The following is a 16,401-nucleotide window of genomic DNA, read 5'->3' on the forward strand; positions in this document are numbered from 1 at the left end:
CCTTCAACGTAATCAGCTCCGTAACACGCATACCGGTAGCATATAACAACTCAAGCATAGACCTGTCTCTTAATTCCTTCGGTGTATTTTTTGAAGGCTGCTGTAACAGTGCATCAATCTCATTTATCGTCAAAATCTCTGGCGATTTTTTTATAATTTTAGGCGATTTTAATTGAGATGCGGGATTCTGTTCCAAATATCCCTCATCACACAAAAATCCAAAAAAAGCTTTCATTGATGCAATGCTTCTTGATATAGTTGTTGGCGCTCTGCCGATAGCGCTTAATGATGAAATATAACTCTCTAAAGTCTCTGCTGAGACCTTCTTAAGATTATCTATCTGATTATCTTCCAGATATGTAAAAAGTTTTTTAAGGTCCCTTTTATACGAGACCTCTGTGTTGCTTGAAGTATTCTTTTCACTATGTAGTTTTAAAATGAATTCTTCAATTAATTTTTGCATTTTTTCCTCGCTATACTCTTTTTCTAGAGTGATAAATCCTATTATATAAGCCTTTTGAAATAAAATCAAACACATTTTTCAACACAAAAATGCCTGGATTTTAGGGTTACATAAAAAAGACACCACATATGCCAAAAGACAATTTATGAACAACAATATCTTGTAAATAATTTTAAAATAATTGAACGAAAAAAATTTCTAAAAAACTGCCTACAATCAACATTGCGAAACTTATAATTCTTCCCCTCACTCTTTTTGTGTCATCAAACATAAAAACTGCACCGAAAATTTTTACCACTGCAATAATGCTTCCATGTATCAGTAATGTCGTATGACTATTCAGCGATACGGTTATGATTCCGGCAATTAAAAAAGAATAATAAAATATTATTAATAATAGTATTTTATCTTTCATCTTAAAAAATGATAAGACAAAAATCAAAACCCAGAATCTCAAATTATGCGACAAGATATAAATATAACTGTCAAAATAATTTATCAATTCAATTCTCTGTACATTCTCAAAAGAAAAATCTATGCCAAGAAAATTATATATCAAAGTTCCTAATATAACTCCCAAAAAAAAGGCATAGATTTTATAGTTTGTCCATATAGCCTTAAAATTCATATATTATCCAATCACCTGTTTGTATAATATATTCCAATAAAACTATATCATACCAATAATTTATTTTCTTTTTTAGCGAACATATTTATTATAATATGTCAATAACGCTGCTATCGTCTTTGAATCATTTATTTCATTAGACAGAATCTTATCCAATAACGCTTGTATGGTATATATTTCCAAAGAAATATCCTCATCCTCATCAAAATTTTGTTCGGTTTTCTCTAAATCGAAAGCCACATAAATATCTATTTTTTCTCCCGAATATGCGACAGCTGGAACTATTGTCTGTAAAAATTCAATTTTTGCTGACCTGTATCCGGTTTCTTCTTCTAATTCCCGCAATGCACATTCTACCGTAGGTTCACCTACTCCATCTTTGCCGCCTGCCGGTATCTCTAATGTAAACTTATCAATTGCATTTCTCCATTGACGCACCATGATAATTCTCCCATCTTCTAAAACAGGAATCACCGCAGCCGCCCCTTTATGTTCCAAATAATCCCATTTCACAAGATTTCCTTTGGGAGTTAAAATTTCATCTTTGCAAAAATCTAAAATAGCCCCCTGATACACAATCTCCCGATTGATTCTTTTAAACTTTTCCATTTCACGTTTACCTCTATTATTTTATATTGTTACATTTGTCAAAACATGCTTCTGTCGCCGCAAAAACTGCCTTTCTAAATCCGTTTTTTTCTAATTGTTCCACCCCCGCAATTGTAGTTCCTCCCGGTGAACAAACCATATCCTTCAACTCAGCGGGATGTTTTCCTGTTTCTAACATCAGTTTCGCAGAACCTAAAACCGTCTGTGCAACAAATGTATATGCATCTTTTCTTGCCATTCCACATTTCACAGCACTATCTGCCAATGCCTCCATAAACATAAAAACATATGCCGGCGAACTTCCACTGGCACATACAACACTATTCATCATTTTTTCATCCACCACCTGTATTTTCCCTACAGATTCAAAAATCTTATGAATATCTTCTATTTCTTCTCCGGAAAATATATCTCCATCAAAGCACACTCCTGTCATTCCTTCTCCAACCATTGCAGGTGTATTCGGCATAGACCTCACAATTCTGTCCGTCTTGAATATTTCTGCCAACTGTTTTACTGTAAATCCCGGTGCTAAAGATATAAGTATATTATTATCCGTGATATACTCTGATATCTCCTTTGCCACTCTCTCAAACATTTGAGGTTTTACTGCTAATATAATATATTTTGCTTCCTGTACAACACCAATATTATTGTCCTTAAATGCAATTCCTTCATGTATCGAAAATTCCTCCATCTTTTCTTTGGAGCTTCTATGAAAAATAATATTATCTTTGCCAAAGATGTCTTTCACTCCAGAAAGCATTGCTGTTCCCATGTTTCCCATACCAATAAATCCTAATATTGCCATATTACACCTCCTATTTTTCCAAGTAAGTATAGCACAGTTTTATTCCTATGTGTTTTCTTTTTTAAATAATATCTGTATACAATAAAATATTGCAGTCACCATTAATATCATGATTATAAACGGAATTACATCTTCATGATAATCCATTCCCATATATGGAACAAAAAATCCCCGCCAATCCATACCGGAATAAAAAAGACTATTATAAGGGTGAGATGTTATAAAACATAACAATTGTGATGCTCCAATAAAAGTACACTGAAATACTATCATTTTCTCACTGCCAAACCTTTTTATATAAATAAAAGCAATTATAATTGCCAATGTTAATGCAGAATATATTGCAACATCTACGCTTTCTCCACATTCATTTAACGAATGAATGCTATAATGTATTTTTTCCGATTCCGGAAAAATTTCCTCTATATACTCAATATATAGATTTACCAGAATTGTTACAATAACATAAATTATTTTCATAAAGAATATATACCCAATAATAAATTTACTCCCCTGTCTCCAATATCTTTGTATGAAATAGAATATCGTCATACCCAAAACCGCTCCTATAATAATACATGACAAGTTATCTCTGATAATACATCCTATCATTCCACCTATCAACATTCCAAAATAGGTTCCTATTATCCCACTTCTAATCTTCATATTTATTTTGTAAGTAAAAAAAACTAACACGAAACCCAAAACAAAACTAACAATATCTAAAATAATCGCCATATGGACATCATAGAATAAAAAATTAATTACATTATCATTTGCCATTTTTCTCTCCTTTTATATCTTTTTAATAAATTAAATTATAAAAGCAATCTGTATATAAAGTTAATATATAAATGTTACATTTTTGTATAAAAACAGCCATCATACATAAGTATGATGGCTTAATAACGTAGATTATTTATTTTGCGTAATCTATGGCTCTCGATTCCCTTACAACGTTAACTTTTATCTGTCCAGGATATTCTAATTCATCTTCAATCTGCTTAGAAATATTTCTAGCCATGATAACCATATCAGCATCTGATATCTTTTCAGGGATAACCATAACACGAACCTCTCTACCTGCCTGAATGGCAAAAGATTTGTCAACTCCTTCATATGAGTTCGTAATATCTTCTAACTGTTTTAATCTGTTTGTATATGTTTCAAGTGTTTCACGTCTTGCACCTGGTCTGGCAGCAGAAATCGCATCCGCGGCCTGCACAATACAAGCTATAAGTGTTTCCGGCTCCACATCACCATGATGTGCTTCAACAGCATTAATCACTGTAGCCGATTCTTTGTATTTTCTACACAAATCAACACCTAACTGTATATGAGTTCCTTCCATTTCATGGTCAACTGCTTTTCCAATGTCATGCAATAAACCAGCTCTCTTTGCAATTCTGACATCCAATCCTAATTCAGCTGCAAGCAACCCAGATAAATGCGCAACTTCAATAGAATGTTTCAAAGCATTCTGACCATAACTGGTTCTAAACTTCATCTTTCCGAGAAGTTTTACCAGCTCAGGATGTATACCATGTACTCCCACTTCAAGTGTAGCAGACTCTCCTTCTTCACGAATCATAGTCTCTACCTCTTTTTGAGCTTTATTGACCATTTCTTCAATTCTTGTAGGTTGTATTCTGCCATCTACAACAAGCTTCTCCAGGGCTATTCTAGCCACTTCTCTCCTAATCGGGTCAAATCCTGATAAAACAACTGCTTCCGGTGTATCATCAATAATCAAATCAACACCAGTCAGTGATTCAAGAGTTCTTATATTTCTTCCCTCTCTACCAATTATTCTACCCTTCATTTCATCATTAGGAAGTGAAACTACTGAAATTGTAGTCTCAGAAACATGATCTGTAGCACACTTTTGAATCGCATTTACTACCAACTCTTTCGCACGCTTATCAGCATCTTCTTTTGCCTGCGTTTCTAATTCCTTAACTAATTTAGCAGTCTCAATTTTAATTTCTTCTTCAACAGTTTTTAATAAATATTCTTTTGCCTGTTCGGAGGTTAATCCAGAGATTCTTTCAAGTTCCTGTACGCGTTGTTCGCTTAATTTATCTACTTTAGCTTTCGTCTCAATCAGCTCATTTTCCTGATTTTTCAGACTATTCTCTTTCTTTTCAAGTGCGTCTGCTTTTCTCTCCACAGACTCTTCCTTGTTAAGAACACGCTTCTCATATCGCTGTACTTCCGCTCTTCGCTCTTTAATTTCTTTGTCGAGTTCATTTTTGGTTTTAAGGTTTTCTTCCTTAGCTTCCAAAAGTGCCTCTTTTTTCTTTGCCTCCGCAGTCTTAATAGCTTCGTCTATAATTTCACGAGCCTTGTCCTCTGCCGAGCCAATCTTCTTTTCAACAACATTTTTTCTAATTTGTGTTGCTACAAAAGCAGAAATTAAAGCAACTACGATGGCAATTACAATACATATGATTAACCAAGTAGTATCACTCACAGGAGCACCTCCTTATTTAGTTTTCATTGTACAATACAACATATCTATTTTACTTTATAAACATAGTTATGTCAAGTAAAGGTATGTCATATTAACGATATTTATAACAAGATATTGTACTTTTTTATATAATTTTACGGTATATATTGTAATCAATACATCTCTTCTATGTACTTTGACAAAACTTTTTTTATATCGCTATAATAGTAGCCCTTACTCACCAGATACCTATAAAATTTCTGTATATCTTTTTGTTCTCTCAAATCATATTTCGATATTTTCTTTTCTATCACTTTACTTAATGAATCTTCTTCCTCATATCCGCTTTCTTCTAAAGCCCTTACAATAATTTCTTTCTCTATTCCTTTAACATACAGCTCCTGAATCAGCTGCTTTTTGCTTTTAACAGCCGATTTATAGTCAATATAAAGCAATGCATATCTAAAATCATCTATCAGACCATATTCCTCCAAATATGAGATGACACGGTTTATTATACTCTCCGGATAATATCCGTTCTGCAATTTTTCACGAATCTGTTTTACTGTTTTATAATTATCATCAAGAATATAAAGAGCCCTCTCCCGGGCTCTTTTATATAAAATATCAAAAATTTCTAAATACGTTCCTTCATCTATCACGGAATTTTCTGCGATATGATATTTTCTGATTTCCCCCTTATAAAGCATAAAAGATATATCATTATCAAGAGTGACCAGTATTCTGTTCCCCTTCGGTTCTATTTTTAATACGCTGTACATATTATTCTCCGGCTGATGTGGCAGAACTATCCTTAACTTCCTCCTCACTGCCCTCTAATGCATAATATTCGCGTACTTTAGCCTCCACTTCGTCCATAATCTCAGGATGCTCTACAAAGTATTTTTTTGCATTTTCACGTCCCTGACCAATTTTTTCAGTATTGTATGCATACCATGAACCACTCTTTATCACAACACCGCAATTCGCAGCCAAATCCAGAATATCACCTTCTCTGGAAATACCTTTGCCAAACATAATATCAAATTCTGCTTCCTTAAACGGTGGAGCAATCTTATTTTTTACAACCTTAACTCTTGCCCGGTTACCAACCATTTCGCCGCCAACCTTTAATGTTTCAATCCTTCTGACATCAAGTCTTACAGACGCATAAAACTTTAATGCGCGTCCACCGGTCGTTGTCTCCGGATTTCCAAACATAACACCAATCTTTTCTCTCAACTGATTAATAAAAACAACTGCACATCCGGTTTTATTCATAATACCGGTAAGTTTTCTCAATGCCTGCGACATCAATCTGGCATGCTGCCCCATGTGAGAATCTCCCATATCTCCATCGATTTCTGCTTTCGGCACCAACGCTGCAACTGAGTCTACAATAATAATATCTACGGCGCCTGACCTAACCATCGTCTCAGTAATTTCAAGTGCCTGTTCGCCATAATCAGGCTGTGAAATATATAAATTGTCAATATCAACACCGATTGCTTTTGCATATACCGGGTCAAGGGCATGTTCGGCATCAATAAAGCCTGCCACACCACCTCTTTTTTGTGTCTCAGCTATCATATGTAAGGCCACTGTAGTTTTACCACTGGATTCCGGACCATAAATCTCAATTACACGTCCCTTTGGAATACCTCCAAGACCTAATGCAAGGTCTAAACTTAGGGAACCTGTAGGAATAGTCTCAACATTTATTTTATTCCCCGAATCTCCCAATTTCATAATCGCACCTTTTCCGTGCTGTTTTTCAATCTGTGATATGGCTGCATCTAATGCTTTTAACTTATCTTCTTTATTCATATTCTTCCTCATTTCAATTATTAATCGCTTTTATTCGAACTTATGTTCGTTATTATGATAATACAATATTCTGTTAATGTCAATATTATTTTTTTGCCTTAATAATGGATTTTCCATTGATACAATTATATTCCTTATTCATTTATTAAGCAACATTTTATTATATAAAAATGCTGTCATATCAGTAATTTTTACAAACATGACAGCACTATTTATGCTTATTACGATTAAACTTCTAACATTTTTTCAATAGTTGCAATCTTAGTACAACAAATAAGAATTTTACTTGCCTCAATCAATTCTTCCGGAGTTGCATACGATGGAGCAATTCTAATATTTTTATCTTCCGGGTCTTTTCCATATGGATATGTTGCACCTGCACCTGTAAGAACCATTCCTGCATCCTTACACATTTTTACTATTTTCTTTGCACATCCATTCATGACATCCAGAGAGATAAAATATCCACCATTTGGATTCGTCCATGTGGCAATATCTGCACCTTTCAACTCTTCTTCAAACATTTTCAGAACTGCCTGAAACTTTGGTCTCATCTTATCCGCATGTTTCATCATATGCGCTTTCATTCCTTCAAAATCTTTAAAATATCTCGCATGTCTTAACTGATTTATTTTATCAAAACCAATTGTCTGAATTGCCAACTGTGTCTTTATTTCTTCAAGATTTGCCTTAGAAGAAGCCAGTGCAGCAACACCGGAACCTGAAAATGAAATTTTAGATGTTGAAGCAAATTCATAAACCATATCCGGATTTCCTGCCTTCTCACACTCTTCTAATATGTTTAATATTTTATCCTGTCTATTTTCATCTTCATATAAATGATGAATTGCATAAGCATTATCCCAGAAAATTCTAAAATCCTTCGCTGCCGGTTTTAATGCTGCCATTCTCTTTACAACTTCATCTGAATACGATATACCTGTAGGATTTGCATACTTTGGAACACACCAGATACCCTTAATTGCAGCATCTTCGGACACCAATTTTTCAACCATATCCATGTCAGGACCTTCCTCTGACATTGGAATATTAATCATTTCAATTCCAAAATACTCTGTAATGGCAAAATGTCTGTCGTATCCAGGAACAGGACATAACCATTTTACTTTATCTAACTTACACCAAGGTGTCTCTCCCATAATACCATGTGTAAACGCTCTCGATACCGAATCATACATTATATTTAAGCTTGCATTTCCGTACACAATAACATTTTCCGGCGATACTTCCATAATGTCTGCCATCATTTTTTTTGCTTCCGGTATTCCGTCTAACAAACCATAGTTTCTACAATCCAATCCGTTTGACGCTATCAGCTCTGAAGAACTATTCAAGATATCGAACATTCCCATTGTAAGCTCAAGCTGATCCGGCCCCGGCTTTCCTCTTGACATATCAAGATTAATTTCTGTCTCGCAAATTTTAGCGTATTCCGCCTTTAAATTATTAAGTTCTTCGTTTAATTCTTCCTTTGATAAAGTATTGTACCCTGCCATTTTCTTCCTCCTAAATATTATTAAAACTACCTTTTAATTTTTCAGTACATCTATATTCTTTACTACATAATCAATCATAGAAATGATTGTCAGTGCAAGAGATATCCAAATAAGTACCCACCCCGCTATATCAAATACGGTATGTGGTATATCAATGATTAAAACTATAATCATAACCATCTGAAATGCTGTTTTAAATTTGCCCCACCAGCCGGCTGCTAAAACCGTTCCCTGGTCTGCGGCTAAAATTCTAAAACCACTGATAAATAATTCTCTACTAATAATTATAATAACAACCCATGCCGGAATCTTTGCCGGAGTCAGACATATAAGTGCCGCACAAACCAGCAGTTTATCTGCCAAGGGGTCAATAAATTTACCAAAATTCGTTACAAGATTATATCGTCTGGCTATCTTCCCATCAAGAAAATCTGTAAGGCTCGCCACTATAAAAATCCCAACAGCAATATAATTGTTAAATGGCACTTTATCAACCAACATAAAAACCACAAAAAAAGGGATACATAAAACTCTGAATATTGTCAATTTGTTTGGTAAATTCATATATCCTCCTAAAACTTAATTATTGAACCAGTTCTCCAATGAAATCATAATCGTTTGTCCCTGTAACCTTTACTTTCACAAAGTCACCGGTCATCAATTCTTCATCCGTAACGATAAAAATATTACTGTCAACTCCTGGTATATCCATGTATGTTCTGCCTAAATATGCATGTTCTCCTGATATGTGTCCCTCAATCATTGCAACCAATTTCCTGCCAATAAACTGTTCTGATTTTTCAAATACGATTTCCTGTTGCAATTCCATAATTTCATTTCGCCTTGCAACCTTGAGAGACTCATCAATTTGATTATCCATCTCTGCCGCAGGTGTATTTTCTTCTGCAGAATATGTGAAAACCCCCAGTCTGTCAAATTCCATTTCATCTACAAACTCCATCATTTTTTGATGGTCTTCGTCGGTTTCACCCGGAAATCCTGTAATAAGTGTTGTTCTCAAAACAATATCAGGAATTTTATCTCTTAATTTTTGAATAATACTTTTTAACTGTTTATTATTTGTTTTCCGCCCCATTCTTTTAAGGACATTATCACTGGCATGCTGTATCGGAATATCAAGATAATTACATATTTTGCTTTCCCTCGCCATCACCTCAATCAACTCATCATAAATCTCTTCCGGATAACAGTATAATACCCGAATCCAATATATTCCAGAGATTTTTGTGAGTTTTTCAAGAAGAACATGCAAAGATTTTTTACCATAAATATCTTTTCCATACATCGTTGTTTCCTGTGCTACAAGAATCAACTCTCTCACACCACGCTCCGCCAGCTCTTTTGCTTCCTTTAGTATATTTTCCATTTTTACACTTCTGTAATTTCCTCTTATTTTAGGAATAATACAATAAGTGCAATGCTTATCGCAGCCTTCTGCTATTTTAAGATATGCATAACTACCGGAAGTTGATAAATTTCTAGGAGCATTTTCACCTGCCAGTTTATCTATATTTTCCAAACATAATACTTTTTTCTTTTCTGTAAAAAAATTATCAATCGCTTTCGCAACACTGTCAATTGCCGTTGTTCCGATACAAATATCTATTTCAGGAATCTCTTCTTTTATCTGGCTAAAATATCGCTGCGCCAAACAGCCCGCCAAAACAAGCGCCTTACATTTTCCCTCTTCTTTGTATCTCGCCATCTCAAAAATAGTGTCAATGCTTTCCTCTTTTGCATCATTGATGAAACAACAGCTATTGATAATGATAATATCAGCCTCCGCTTCATTATCTGTAAATTCATAGCCTGCTTTTTCCAGTATTCCCGACATATGCTCAGAGTCAACTAAATTTTTATCGCAGCCCAGTGATATCAAAAGTATCTTCAATTTGTTTCTCCTTTAAAATATCAGAAAAAAGTATCTGTAGATTCTTTATTCCTCTTCTTCGTCTTCTCCTAAAATTCTAATTTTAGAATTGCACAATTCGTCTACTGCAACGGATAAAGGCTTTTTTCCGGCTGCTTTCTCCACTAAAGGCTCGTCTCCTGCAATAATCTGTCTCGCTCTTCTCGATGTTGCCATAACAATAGAATACCGGCTCTGGACAACCGGCTGCTCACCGTCTTCAACCTCACTGTTTGCAACTAACATTAAATCTGAATATGATGGATGTAACATTTTATTCTCCTTCCACAAAAACCAAAATTTCTTTTTTTATTTTTTTTACAAAATCCCTATCTGCTAATTCAGGATTATTGTCATTTCTAATATCATTTATGCGCTCAGCACAACTTTCAACAATATCATTTACTACAAAATAGTCATATTTGTCAACATTATGTGTTTCTTCTGCCGCTTTTGCCAGCCTCTCTCTTATCACTTCACTGCTCTCTGTATTTCTATTCACAAGTCTGGCTTTTAATTCTCCGGCACTTGGCGGCAAAATAAATACCATCAGTGCTTCCGGCATTTTTTCCTTCACCTGCAATGCACCTTTGGTCTCAATTTCTAAAATAACATCTTTTCCTTTGTTTATATTTTCTTCCACGAACTCACGGGGAGTGCCATAATAATGGTCAACATATCCCGCATGCTCAAGAAGTCTGTCACTCTTCACCATTTCTTCAAACAAATTATTTGAAATGAAATGATAATGAACCCCGTTTACTTCGTTTTCTCTCGGCTGTCTGGTCGTAACAGAAACTGAAAACTCGTAATTTTCATAGTGCTCCCGCAAATACTTGACAACCGTACCTTTACCCACACCGGAAAATCCTGATATGATAAGTAATTTACCCTTTTTCATTATTTGTTTCCTCTATTCTATATTTTGAATCTGTTCCCTGACTTTCTCGATATCTGTCTTTAACTCAATCGCAATATCAGATATTTCAGCATCTGTTGTTTTCGATAGTGTAGTATTTGCTTCCCGATTCATCTCCTGTGCGATAAAATCTAATCTTCTTCCCACAATTCCTCCAGAGACCAGCGCTTCTCTCATTGCTTTAATATGGCTGTCTAGCCGCACCAATTCCTCGTCAACACAAATCTTATCCGCAAAAATAGTCACCTCCTGTGCAATCCTTGCTTCATCAATCTGTGTTTCTTCCAACAGTTCATTGATTCTATTTGTTATCTTTTCCCGATATTCTGCAATAATAATCGGTGACTTTTCTGTGATTATCTGAACATATTGAAGCATTCCATCAAGTTTAGCCAGCAAGTCCGTCTTTAAACGTTCTCCTTCTTCAGCTCTCGCTTTCACGAGTTTTTCTGCGGCGCCGTCCACGGCCTGTAACACCAATGTCTGGATTAATTCCTCATCATCCTGACCGCTTTCAATTGTTATGACATCAGGACTTTTCATGATATAACTTGTCTTGATATCATTCTCTATTCCCAACTCATCACTAATGCGTGCAAAACAATCAAAATATTCTTTTGCCAACGATGGGTTATATCTTACGCTTTCGTTTCCCTCGCCCATATTTTCATATGTAATGAAAACATCAACTTTTCCACGTTCAACGTATTTTTTCATTTCTTTTCGTACATTATTTTCCAAAAAATTAAGTTTTCGCGGTAACTTAATCCCCAATTCTAAATATCTATGATTTACAGATTTCATCTCCACAGTAACTTTTCTGTCACCCTCAGATACCTCAAACCTGCCAAATCCTGTCATACTTTTTAGCATTTTGCCTCCTAATGAACTGTTTGCCCATAATTCACTTTATTATAATTCATAGATGGCTTACCGTCAAGTTGCACTTCCCTTGACTTACCAGATATTTAATACTAAAATCTATCTTAGATTAAAAGAAGGAGAAAAATTTATGGCATTTGACGGAATCGCAGTATCAGCTTTAATATCAGAATTTAATAAAAAATTAACCGATGGAAGAATCTATAAAATTGCACAAACCGAAGCAGACGAACTTATGTTGACTTTTAAGGCAAATAAAACCCAATATAAAATGCTTATCAGTGCAAATGCCAGTCTTCCTCTCATTTACTTTACAGAATCCAGTAAACAGGCTCCGCTTACTGCTCCCAATTTTTGCATGCTTTTAAGAAAACATATTAACAATGGTCGAATTATGAGCATTACACAACCGGGGTTGGAACGTATTATAGACTTTGAAATTCAGCATTTAGATGAGCTGGGCGATGTGCGTACAAAGCATTTGATTGTTGAACTGATGGGAAAACACAGTAATATTATTTTTGTAGATGACCAAAACAACATTATCGACAGTATTAAACATGTCACCTCTGTAATGAGTTCCGTAAGGCAGGTACTACCCGGCAAACCATATTTTATTCCGGAAACAATGGATAAATCCAATCCGTTAAAAATCTCAAAAGAAGATTTTTTCCAAACTGTTTTTTCCAAACCGATGCCTTTATCAAAAGCTATTTATATTTCATTTACAGGAATCAGTCCTGCAATTGCTGAAAGTATCTGTTTCGAAAACAAACTGGATTCCTCACTTCCTGCAAATACATTTGTTCCCGGAGACCAAAATCTTATTTGGATGAGTTTTTATCAAATAATAAATAAAATTAAAAATCAGGACTTTTCCCCTGTCATATACGAAAAGGATGAGAAACCGGAAGAGTTTAGCGCTATTCCTCTTTCTACATTTCCCGATTGCAGCAACGTACAATTTGACAGTATGAGCCACCTTCTGGAAGTTTACTATGCCAGAAAAAATTTATACACACGGATGAGACAAAAATCCGTTGATTTAAGAAAAATTGTGTCTAATTCTCTTGAGCGGGAACATAAAAAATATAATTTGCAGCTCAGGCAATTAAAAGATACCGAAAAAAAAGATAGATATAAGGTTTATGGTGAATTGCTCACCACCTATGGCTACTCCATAGAACCGGGAACCAAAACTTTTGATACTATTGATTTTTATACCGGAGAACCTGTCAAAATCACTTTGGACCCTACGATTACTCCTATCGAAAATGCCAAAAAATTCTTTGAAAAATATGCGAAACTAAAAAGAACATTTGAAGCTTTAAACGATATTATTAAAGAAACAAAAATTTCTATCGACTATTTGGAATCCATACATGTGGCACTTGATATGGCAGTCAACGAAGATGATTTAAAAGCCATCTCTAAAGAACTATCGCAGACCGGATATATAAAACAAAAACATCATGGAAATTCAAAAAACAAAAAAGATAAAGTGAAAAGTAAACCGCTTCATTATATTTCCTCAGACGGATTTGATATGTATGTTGGAAAAAATAATATCCAAAATGAAGAATTAACGTTCAAAGTTGCTACCGGAAATGACTGGTGGTTTCACAGTAAGACTTTTCCCGGCTCACATGTCATCGTAAAATGTAATAATAAAGAATTACCGGACAATACATTTGAGGAAGCTGCAAGACTTGCTGCATATTACTCAAAAGGAGTAAATCAGGATAAAGTAGAAATTGATTATATTCAGAAAAAACATGTAAAAAAAGTTGCCGGAGCAATGCCGGGATTTGTAATTTATCATACAAATTATTCTATGTCGATTGCTCCTGACATTTCAGGAATACAAGAAATAATTTAAAGTATAAAAAACAAGGCTGATATTTTTAATATCAGCCTTGTTTTTTATATCAGTCTATTTACTATAATAATTCTTCATATAATTTTTCGTATTTTTCAGCGGATGCCTTCCATGAGAAATCAGCCGCCATAGCTCTGTCAACCATCTTATTCCAGTCACGTTTCTTATCATAAAATACATGTTCTGCATATCTGACTGTCCCCATCATCTCATGGGCATTATAATTACAGAATGAGAAACCTGTACCCGTATTCTCATATTCATTATATGGTTCTACTGTATCCTTTAATCCACCGGTTTCGCGGACAATAGGAAGCGTTCCATACCTTAAACTCATGAGCTGGCTGAGACCGCACGGTTCAAATAAAGACGGCATTATAAATGCATCACATGCTGCATAAATTTTGTGGGAAAGCTCTTCTGAATAGAATATATTTGCAGATACATCCTTTCCATATTTCCAATCGAAATGTCTGAACATATTCTCATATCTCTCCTCACCTGTACCGAGAATAACGAACTGTACCGCATCCTGGCACAATTCATCCATAACACATGCAATCAAATCAAGACCCTTCTGGTCTGTAAGCCTGCTGACAAGTCCAATCATCATTTTCTTAGGATTTACTTCCAATCCTAACTCTTTTTGTAAAGCTGTCTTATTCTTTACTTTTTCTTTTCTAAAATTCTCCTTTGAGAAATTCTTTGCAATCATTTTATCTGTTGCCGGATTATATTCGTCATAGTCTATACCGTTTACAATTCCTCGTAAACAGTTTGCTCTGGCTCTCATAAGTCCGTCTAATCCTTCTCCATAAAAAGGTGTCTTAATTTCTTCTGCATATGTGTCACTCACGGTAGTAATCATATCTGCATAGACAATGCCACCTTTTAAATAATTTCCATCATCATAATCTTTCAGTTTGTCTGATGTGAAATAGTAATCAGACAATCCTGCAATATCCTTAATCGTATCTACATCCCACACTCCCTGGAATTTAAGATTATGAATTGTCATAATTGACTTTATTCCCTGATAAAAATCTCCATAAGAAAAACTGTCTTTCAAATAAACCGGTATCAGTCCCGTCTGCCAGTCATGACAGTGAATAATATCAGGTCTGAAATCAATTACAGGAAGCGCCGACAATACAGCTCTGGAAAAAAACGCAAATTTTTCAAGGTCATATCTCACATCACTGTACGGCTTTGGTCCCGCAAAATAATATTCATTGTCAATGAAATAGAATTTTACACCTTCATATTCCATTTCCATAATTCCAACATATTGTCTTCTCCAACATAAATCCATATAAAAATGATTTACATATGTCATTTTTTCCTGCCATTTTTGATTGATACACATATATTTAGGAATCATCACTCTGACATCATAATTTTCTTTATCAAAACATTTTGGCAATGAACCAACAACGTCTGCCAAACCACCGGTCTTGATAAATGGTACACACTCTGACGCAGCGAATAATATTTTCTTCATATCTTTTCCTCCAGACTATTTTTTTCTTAAGTATATCATACTAAAAATACAGAATAATGAAAAGAACTATTTATCTGCATTTATACTCTAATCTGATTTTATCAGCAATTAAAGCAATAAATTCTGAATTTGTCGGTTTCCCTTTTTCTGCGTTAATGGTATAACCAAAAAGTTCATCAATAGTATCCATCCTGCCTCTGTTCCATGCAACTTCTATAGCATGACGTATCGCTCTTTCCACCCTGCTCGAAGTTGTCTGAAACTTTTTCGCAATGGTTGGATATAAAATTTTTGTGATTGAGTTTAACATCTCCGGGTCATTCACCGACATAATAATAGCTTCTCTCAAATACTGATATCCTTTAATATGCGCAGGAACGCCGACATCATGTATAATATTTGTCACATCCCCCTCAATATTTCTTTCCATAAACTGCTGTTTATCCTCATATGGTGCAATGAGCTTCTTATTTTCAGGAATACGTTTATTATAAGATTTTACACTTTTGATTCTGTCTACAATCATATCTGTCTCAAATGGTTTCAGCATATAATACCCTGCTCCCATCCCAAAAGCATCCTGTATTACTGTCTCATTACATATTGCAGATGTAATAATAAAAAACGGCAATTTTATGATACTTCCATCATTATGTATTTTATTCATCAGAGATAATCCATCCATCTTTGGCATAATCAAATCCAACACCACCACATCTGGATTACTTTTTTTGATAACATCATATGCTTCCTCACCATTAGAAGCTTTTCCCACAACAACAATATCGTCATCGTTTGATAAAGTATCACAAATATTGCTAATTACTTTTTCATTATCATCTACCACAGCAACGTTAATTTTTTCTGTTTTTTTCACATAATTTGAATTAATCACTCTATTTATACTACTATTTCTGGTATTATTTAATATCATCTTTCCTCCTGTTTTGTCAAAATACAGTACTGTTTGAATTCTTTTGACA

General features: G+C 34.6%; 17 protein-coding genes. 1 reads left to right on the forward strand and 16 read right to left on the reverse strand.

Annotation, left to right across the window (positions count from 1 at the left end; translation table 11 throughout):
• The 14 genes from Q5O86_RS00035 to Q5O86_RS00100 all read right to left on the reverse strand — a co-directional run.
• A partial coding sequence (locus Q5O86_RS00035) for a site-specific integrase (protein WP_302625109.1) occupies positions 1-463 on the reverse strand: 463 nt, incomplete at its 3' end.
• Positions 464-635: 172 nt separating this feature from the next.
• On the reverse strand, positions 636-1,091 hold the full coding sequence (locus Q5O86_RS00040; protein WP_302625110.1) for a hypothetical protein: 456 nt from the start codon (positions 1,089-1,091) through the stop codon (positions 636-638).
• Positions 1,092-1,163: 72 nt separating this feature from the next.
• On the reverse strand, positions 1,164-1,700 hold the full coding sequence (locus Q5O86_RS00045) for an NUDIX domain-containing protein (RefSeq protein WP_302625111.1): 537 nt from the start codon (positions 1,698-1,700) through the stop codon (positions 1,164-1,166).
• A 16-nt stretch (positions 1,701-1,716) separates the two neighbouring features.
• Positions 1,717-2,511, reverse strand: coding sequence for a pyrroline-5-carboxylate reductase (proC, locus tag Q5O86_RS00050; protein ID WP_302625112.1), 795 nt, complete (start codon positions 2,509-2,511; stop codon positions 1,717-1,719).
• A 45-nt stretch (positions 2,512-2,556) separates the two neighbouring features.
• Positions 2,557-3,294, reverse strand: coding sequence for a hypothetical protein (locus tag Q5O86_RS00055; RefSeq protein WP_302625113.1), 738 nt, complete (start codon positions 3,292-3,294; stop codon positions 2,557-2,559).
• A 136-nt stretch (positions 3,295-3,430) separates the two neighbouring features.
• A complete protein-coding gene (gene rny / locus Q5O86_RS00060) occupies positions 3,431-4,984 on the reverse strand; it encodes a ribonuclease Y (RefSeq protein ID WP_302625114.1) in 1,554 nt (517 codons plus the stop codon).
• Between the two features lie 152 nt (positions 4,985-5,136).
• Positions 5,137-5,745, reverse strand: coding sequence for a regulatory protein RecX (locus Q5O86_RS00065; protein ID WP_302625115.1), 609 nt, complete (start codon positions 5,743-5,745; stop codon positions 5,137-5,139).
• Position 5,746: 1 nt separating this feature from the next.
• The gene (gene recA, locus Q5O86_RS00070; protein WP_302625116.1) at positions 5,747-6,790 is read right to left on the reverse strand and encodes a recombinase RecA; all 1,044 of its coding nucleotides are present in this window, start codon (positions 6,788-6,790) and stop codon (positions 5,747-5,749) included.
• 227 nt (positions 6,791-7,017) lie between these two features.
• The gene (locus tag Q5O86_RS00075; protein WP_302625117.1) at positions 7,018-8,307 is read right to left on the reverse strand and encodes an aminotransferase class I/II-fold pyridoxal phosphate-dependent enzyme; all 1,290 of its coding nucleotides are present in this window, start codon (positions 8,305-8,307) and stop codon (positions 7,018-7,020) included.
• A gap of 33 nt (positions 8,308-8,340) precedes the next feature.
• Entirely contained in the window at positions 8,341-8,871 is a 531-nt protein-coding gene (gene pgsA, locus Q5O86_RS00080; protein WP_302625118.1) for a CDP-diacylglycerol--glycerol-3-phosphate 3-phosphatidyltransferase, read from the reverse strand.
• Positions 8,872-8,890: 19 nt separating this feature from the next.
• Positions 8,891-10,219: a 30S ribosomal protein S12 methylthiotransferase RimO gene (gene rimO / locus Q5O86_RS00085; RefSeq protein ID WP_302625119.1), complete on the reverse strand. Its 1,329-nt coding sequence runs from the start codon at positions 10,217-10,219 to the stop codon at positions 8,891-8,893.
• A gap of 45 nt (positions 10,220-10,264) precedes the next feature.
• Entirely contained in the window at positions 10,265-10,510 is a 246-nt protein-coding gene (gene rpoZ, locus Q5O86_RS00090) for a DNA-directed RNA polymerase subunit omega (RefSeq protein WP_302625120.1), read from the reverse strand.
• Between the two features lies 1 nt (position 10,511).
• Positions 10,512-11,138, reverse strand: coding sequence for a guanylate kinase (gmk, locus tag Q5O86_RS00095; protein WP_302625121.1), 627 nt, complete (start codon positions 11,136-11,138; stop codon positions 10,512-10,514).
• Positions 11,139-11,150: 12 nt separating this feature from the next.
• Positions 11,151-12,029, reverse strand: coding sequence for a YicC/YloC family endoribonuclease (locus Q5O86_RS00100; RefSeq protein WP_302625122.1), 879 nt, complete (start codon positions 12,027-12,029; stop codon positions 11,151-11,153).
• A 139-nt stretch (positions 12,030-12,168) separates the two neighbouring features.
• Here Q5O86_RS00100 and Q5O86_RS00105 point away from each other — a divergent pair, with 139 nt between their 5' ends.
• Entirely contained in the window at positions 12,169-13,917 is a 1,749-nt protein-coding gene (locus Q5O86_RS00105; protein ID WP_302625123.1) for an NFACT family protein, read from the forward strand.
• A gap of 61 nt (positions 13,918-13,978) precedes the next feature.
• Here the strand turns inward: Q5O86_RS00105 and glgA are convergent, their stop codons facing one another.
• Positions 13,979-15,418, reverse strand: a complete 1,440-nt coding sequence (gene glgA, locus Q5O86_RS00110; protein WP_302625124.1) for a glycogen synthase GlgA — start codon at positions 15,416-15,418, stop codon at positions 13,979-13,981.
• Positions 15,419-15,488: 70 nt separating this feature from the next.
• Positions 15,489-16,352, reverse strand: a complete 864-nt coding sequence (gene spo0A, locus Q5O86_RS00115) for a sporulation transcription factor Spo0A (RefSeq protein WP_302625125.1) — start codon at positions 16,350-16,352, stop codon at positions 15,489-15,491.
• Positions 16,353-16,401 lie beyond the last annotated feature (49 nt).

The organism is uncultured Eubacterium sp., assembly GCF_937958975.1.
In the GTDB taxonomy this organism is placed as follows: Bacteria; Bacillota; Clostridia; order Lachnospirales; family Lachnospiraceae; genus Eubacterium_G.

Coding starts and splice junctions, on each gene's coding strand:
- Q5O86_RS00040 (WP_302625110.1), bottom strand. CDS start 1,091: ATGAATTTTAAGGCTATATGGACAAACTATAAAATCTATGCCTTTTTT.
- Q5O86_RS00045 (WP_302625111.1), bottom strand. CDS start 1,700: ATGGAAAAGTTTAAAAGAATCAATCGGGAGATTGTGTATCAGGGGGCT.
- proC (WP_302625112.1), bottom strand. CDS start 2,511: ATGGCAATATTAGGATTTATTGGTATGGGAAACATGGGAACAGCAATG.
- Q5O86_RS00055 (WP_302625113.1), bottom strand. CDS start 3,294: ATGGCAAATGATAATGTAATTAATTTTTTATTCTATGATGTCCATATG.
- Q5O86_RS00065 (WP_302625115.1), bottom strand. CDS start 5,745: ATGTACAGCGTATTAAAAATAGAACCGAAGGGGAACAGAATACTGGTC.
- recA (WP_302625116.1), bottom strand. CDS start 6,790: ATGAATAAAGAAGATAAGTTAAAAGCATTAGATGCAGCCATATCACAG.
- Q5O86_RS00075 (WP_302625117.1), bottom strand. CDS start 8,307: ATGGCAGGGTACAATACTTTATCAAAGGAAGAATTAAACGAAGAACTT.
- pgsA (WP_302625118.1), bottom strand. CDS start 8,871: ATGAATTTACCAAACAAATTGACAATATTCAGAGTTTTATGTATCCCT.
- rpoZ (WP_302625120.1), bottom strand. CDS start 10,510: ATGTTACATCCATCATATTCAGATTTAATGTTAGTTGCAAACAGTGAG.
- gmk (WP_302625121.1), bottom strand. CDS start 11,138: ATGAAAAAGGGTAAATTACTTATCATATCAGGATTTTCCGGTGTGGGT.
- Q5O86_RS00100 (WP_302625122.1), bottom strand. CDS start 12,029: ATGCTAAAAAGTATGACAGGATTTGGCAGGTTTGAGGTATCTGAGGGT.
- Q5O86_RS00105 (WP_302625123.1), top strand. CDS start 12,169: ATGGCATTTGACGGAATCGCAGTATCAGCTTTAATATCAGAATTTAAT.
- glgA (WP_302625124.1), bottom strand. CDS start 15,418: ATGAAGAAAATATTATTCGCTGCGTCAGAGTGTGTACCATTTATCAAG.
- spo0A (WP_302625125.1), bottom strand. CDS start 16,352: ATGATATTAAATAATACCAGAAATAGTAGTATAAATAGAGTGATTAAT.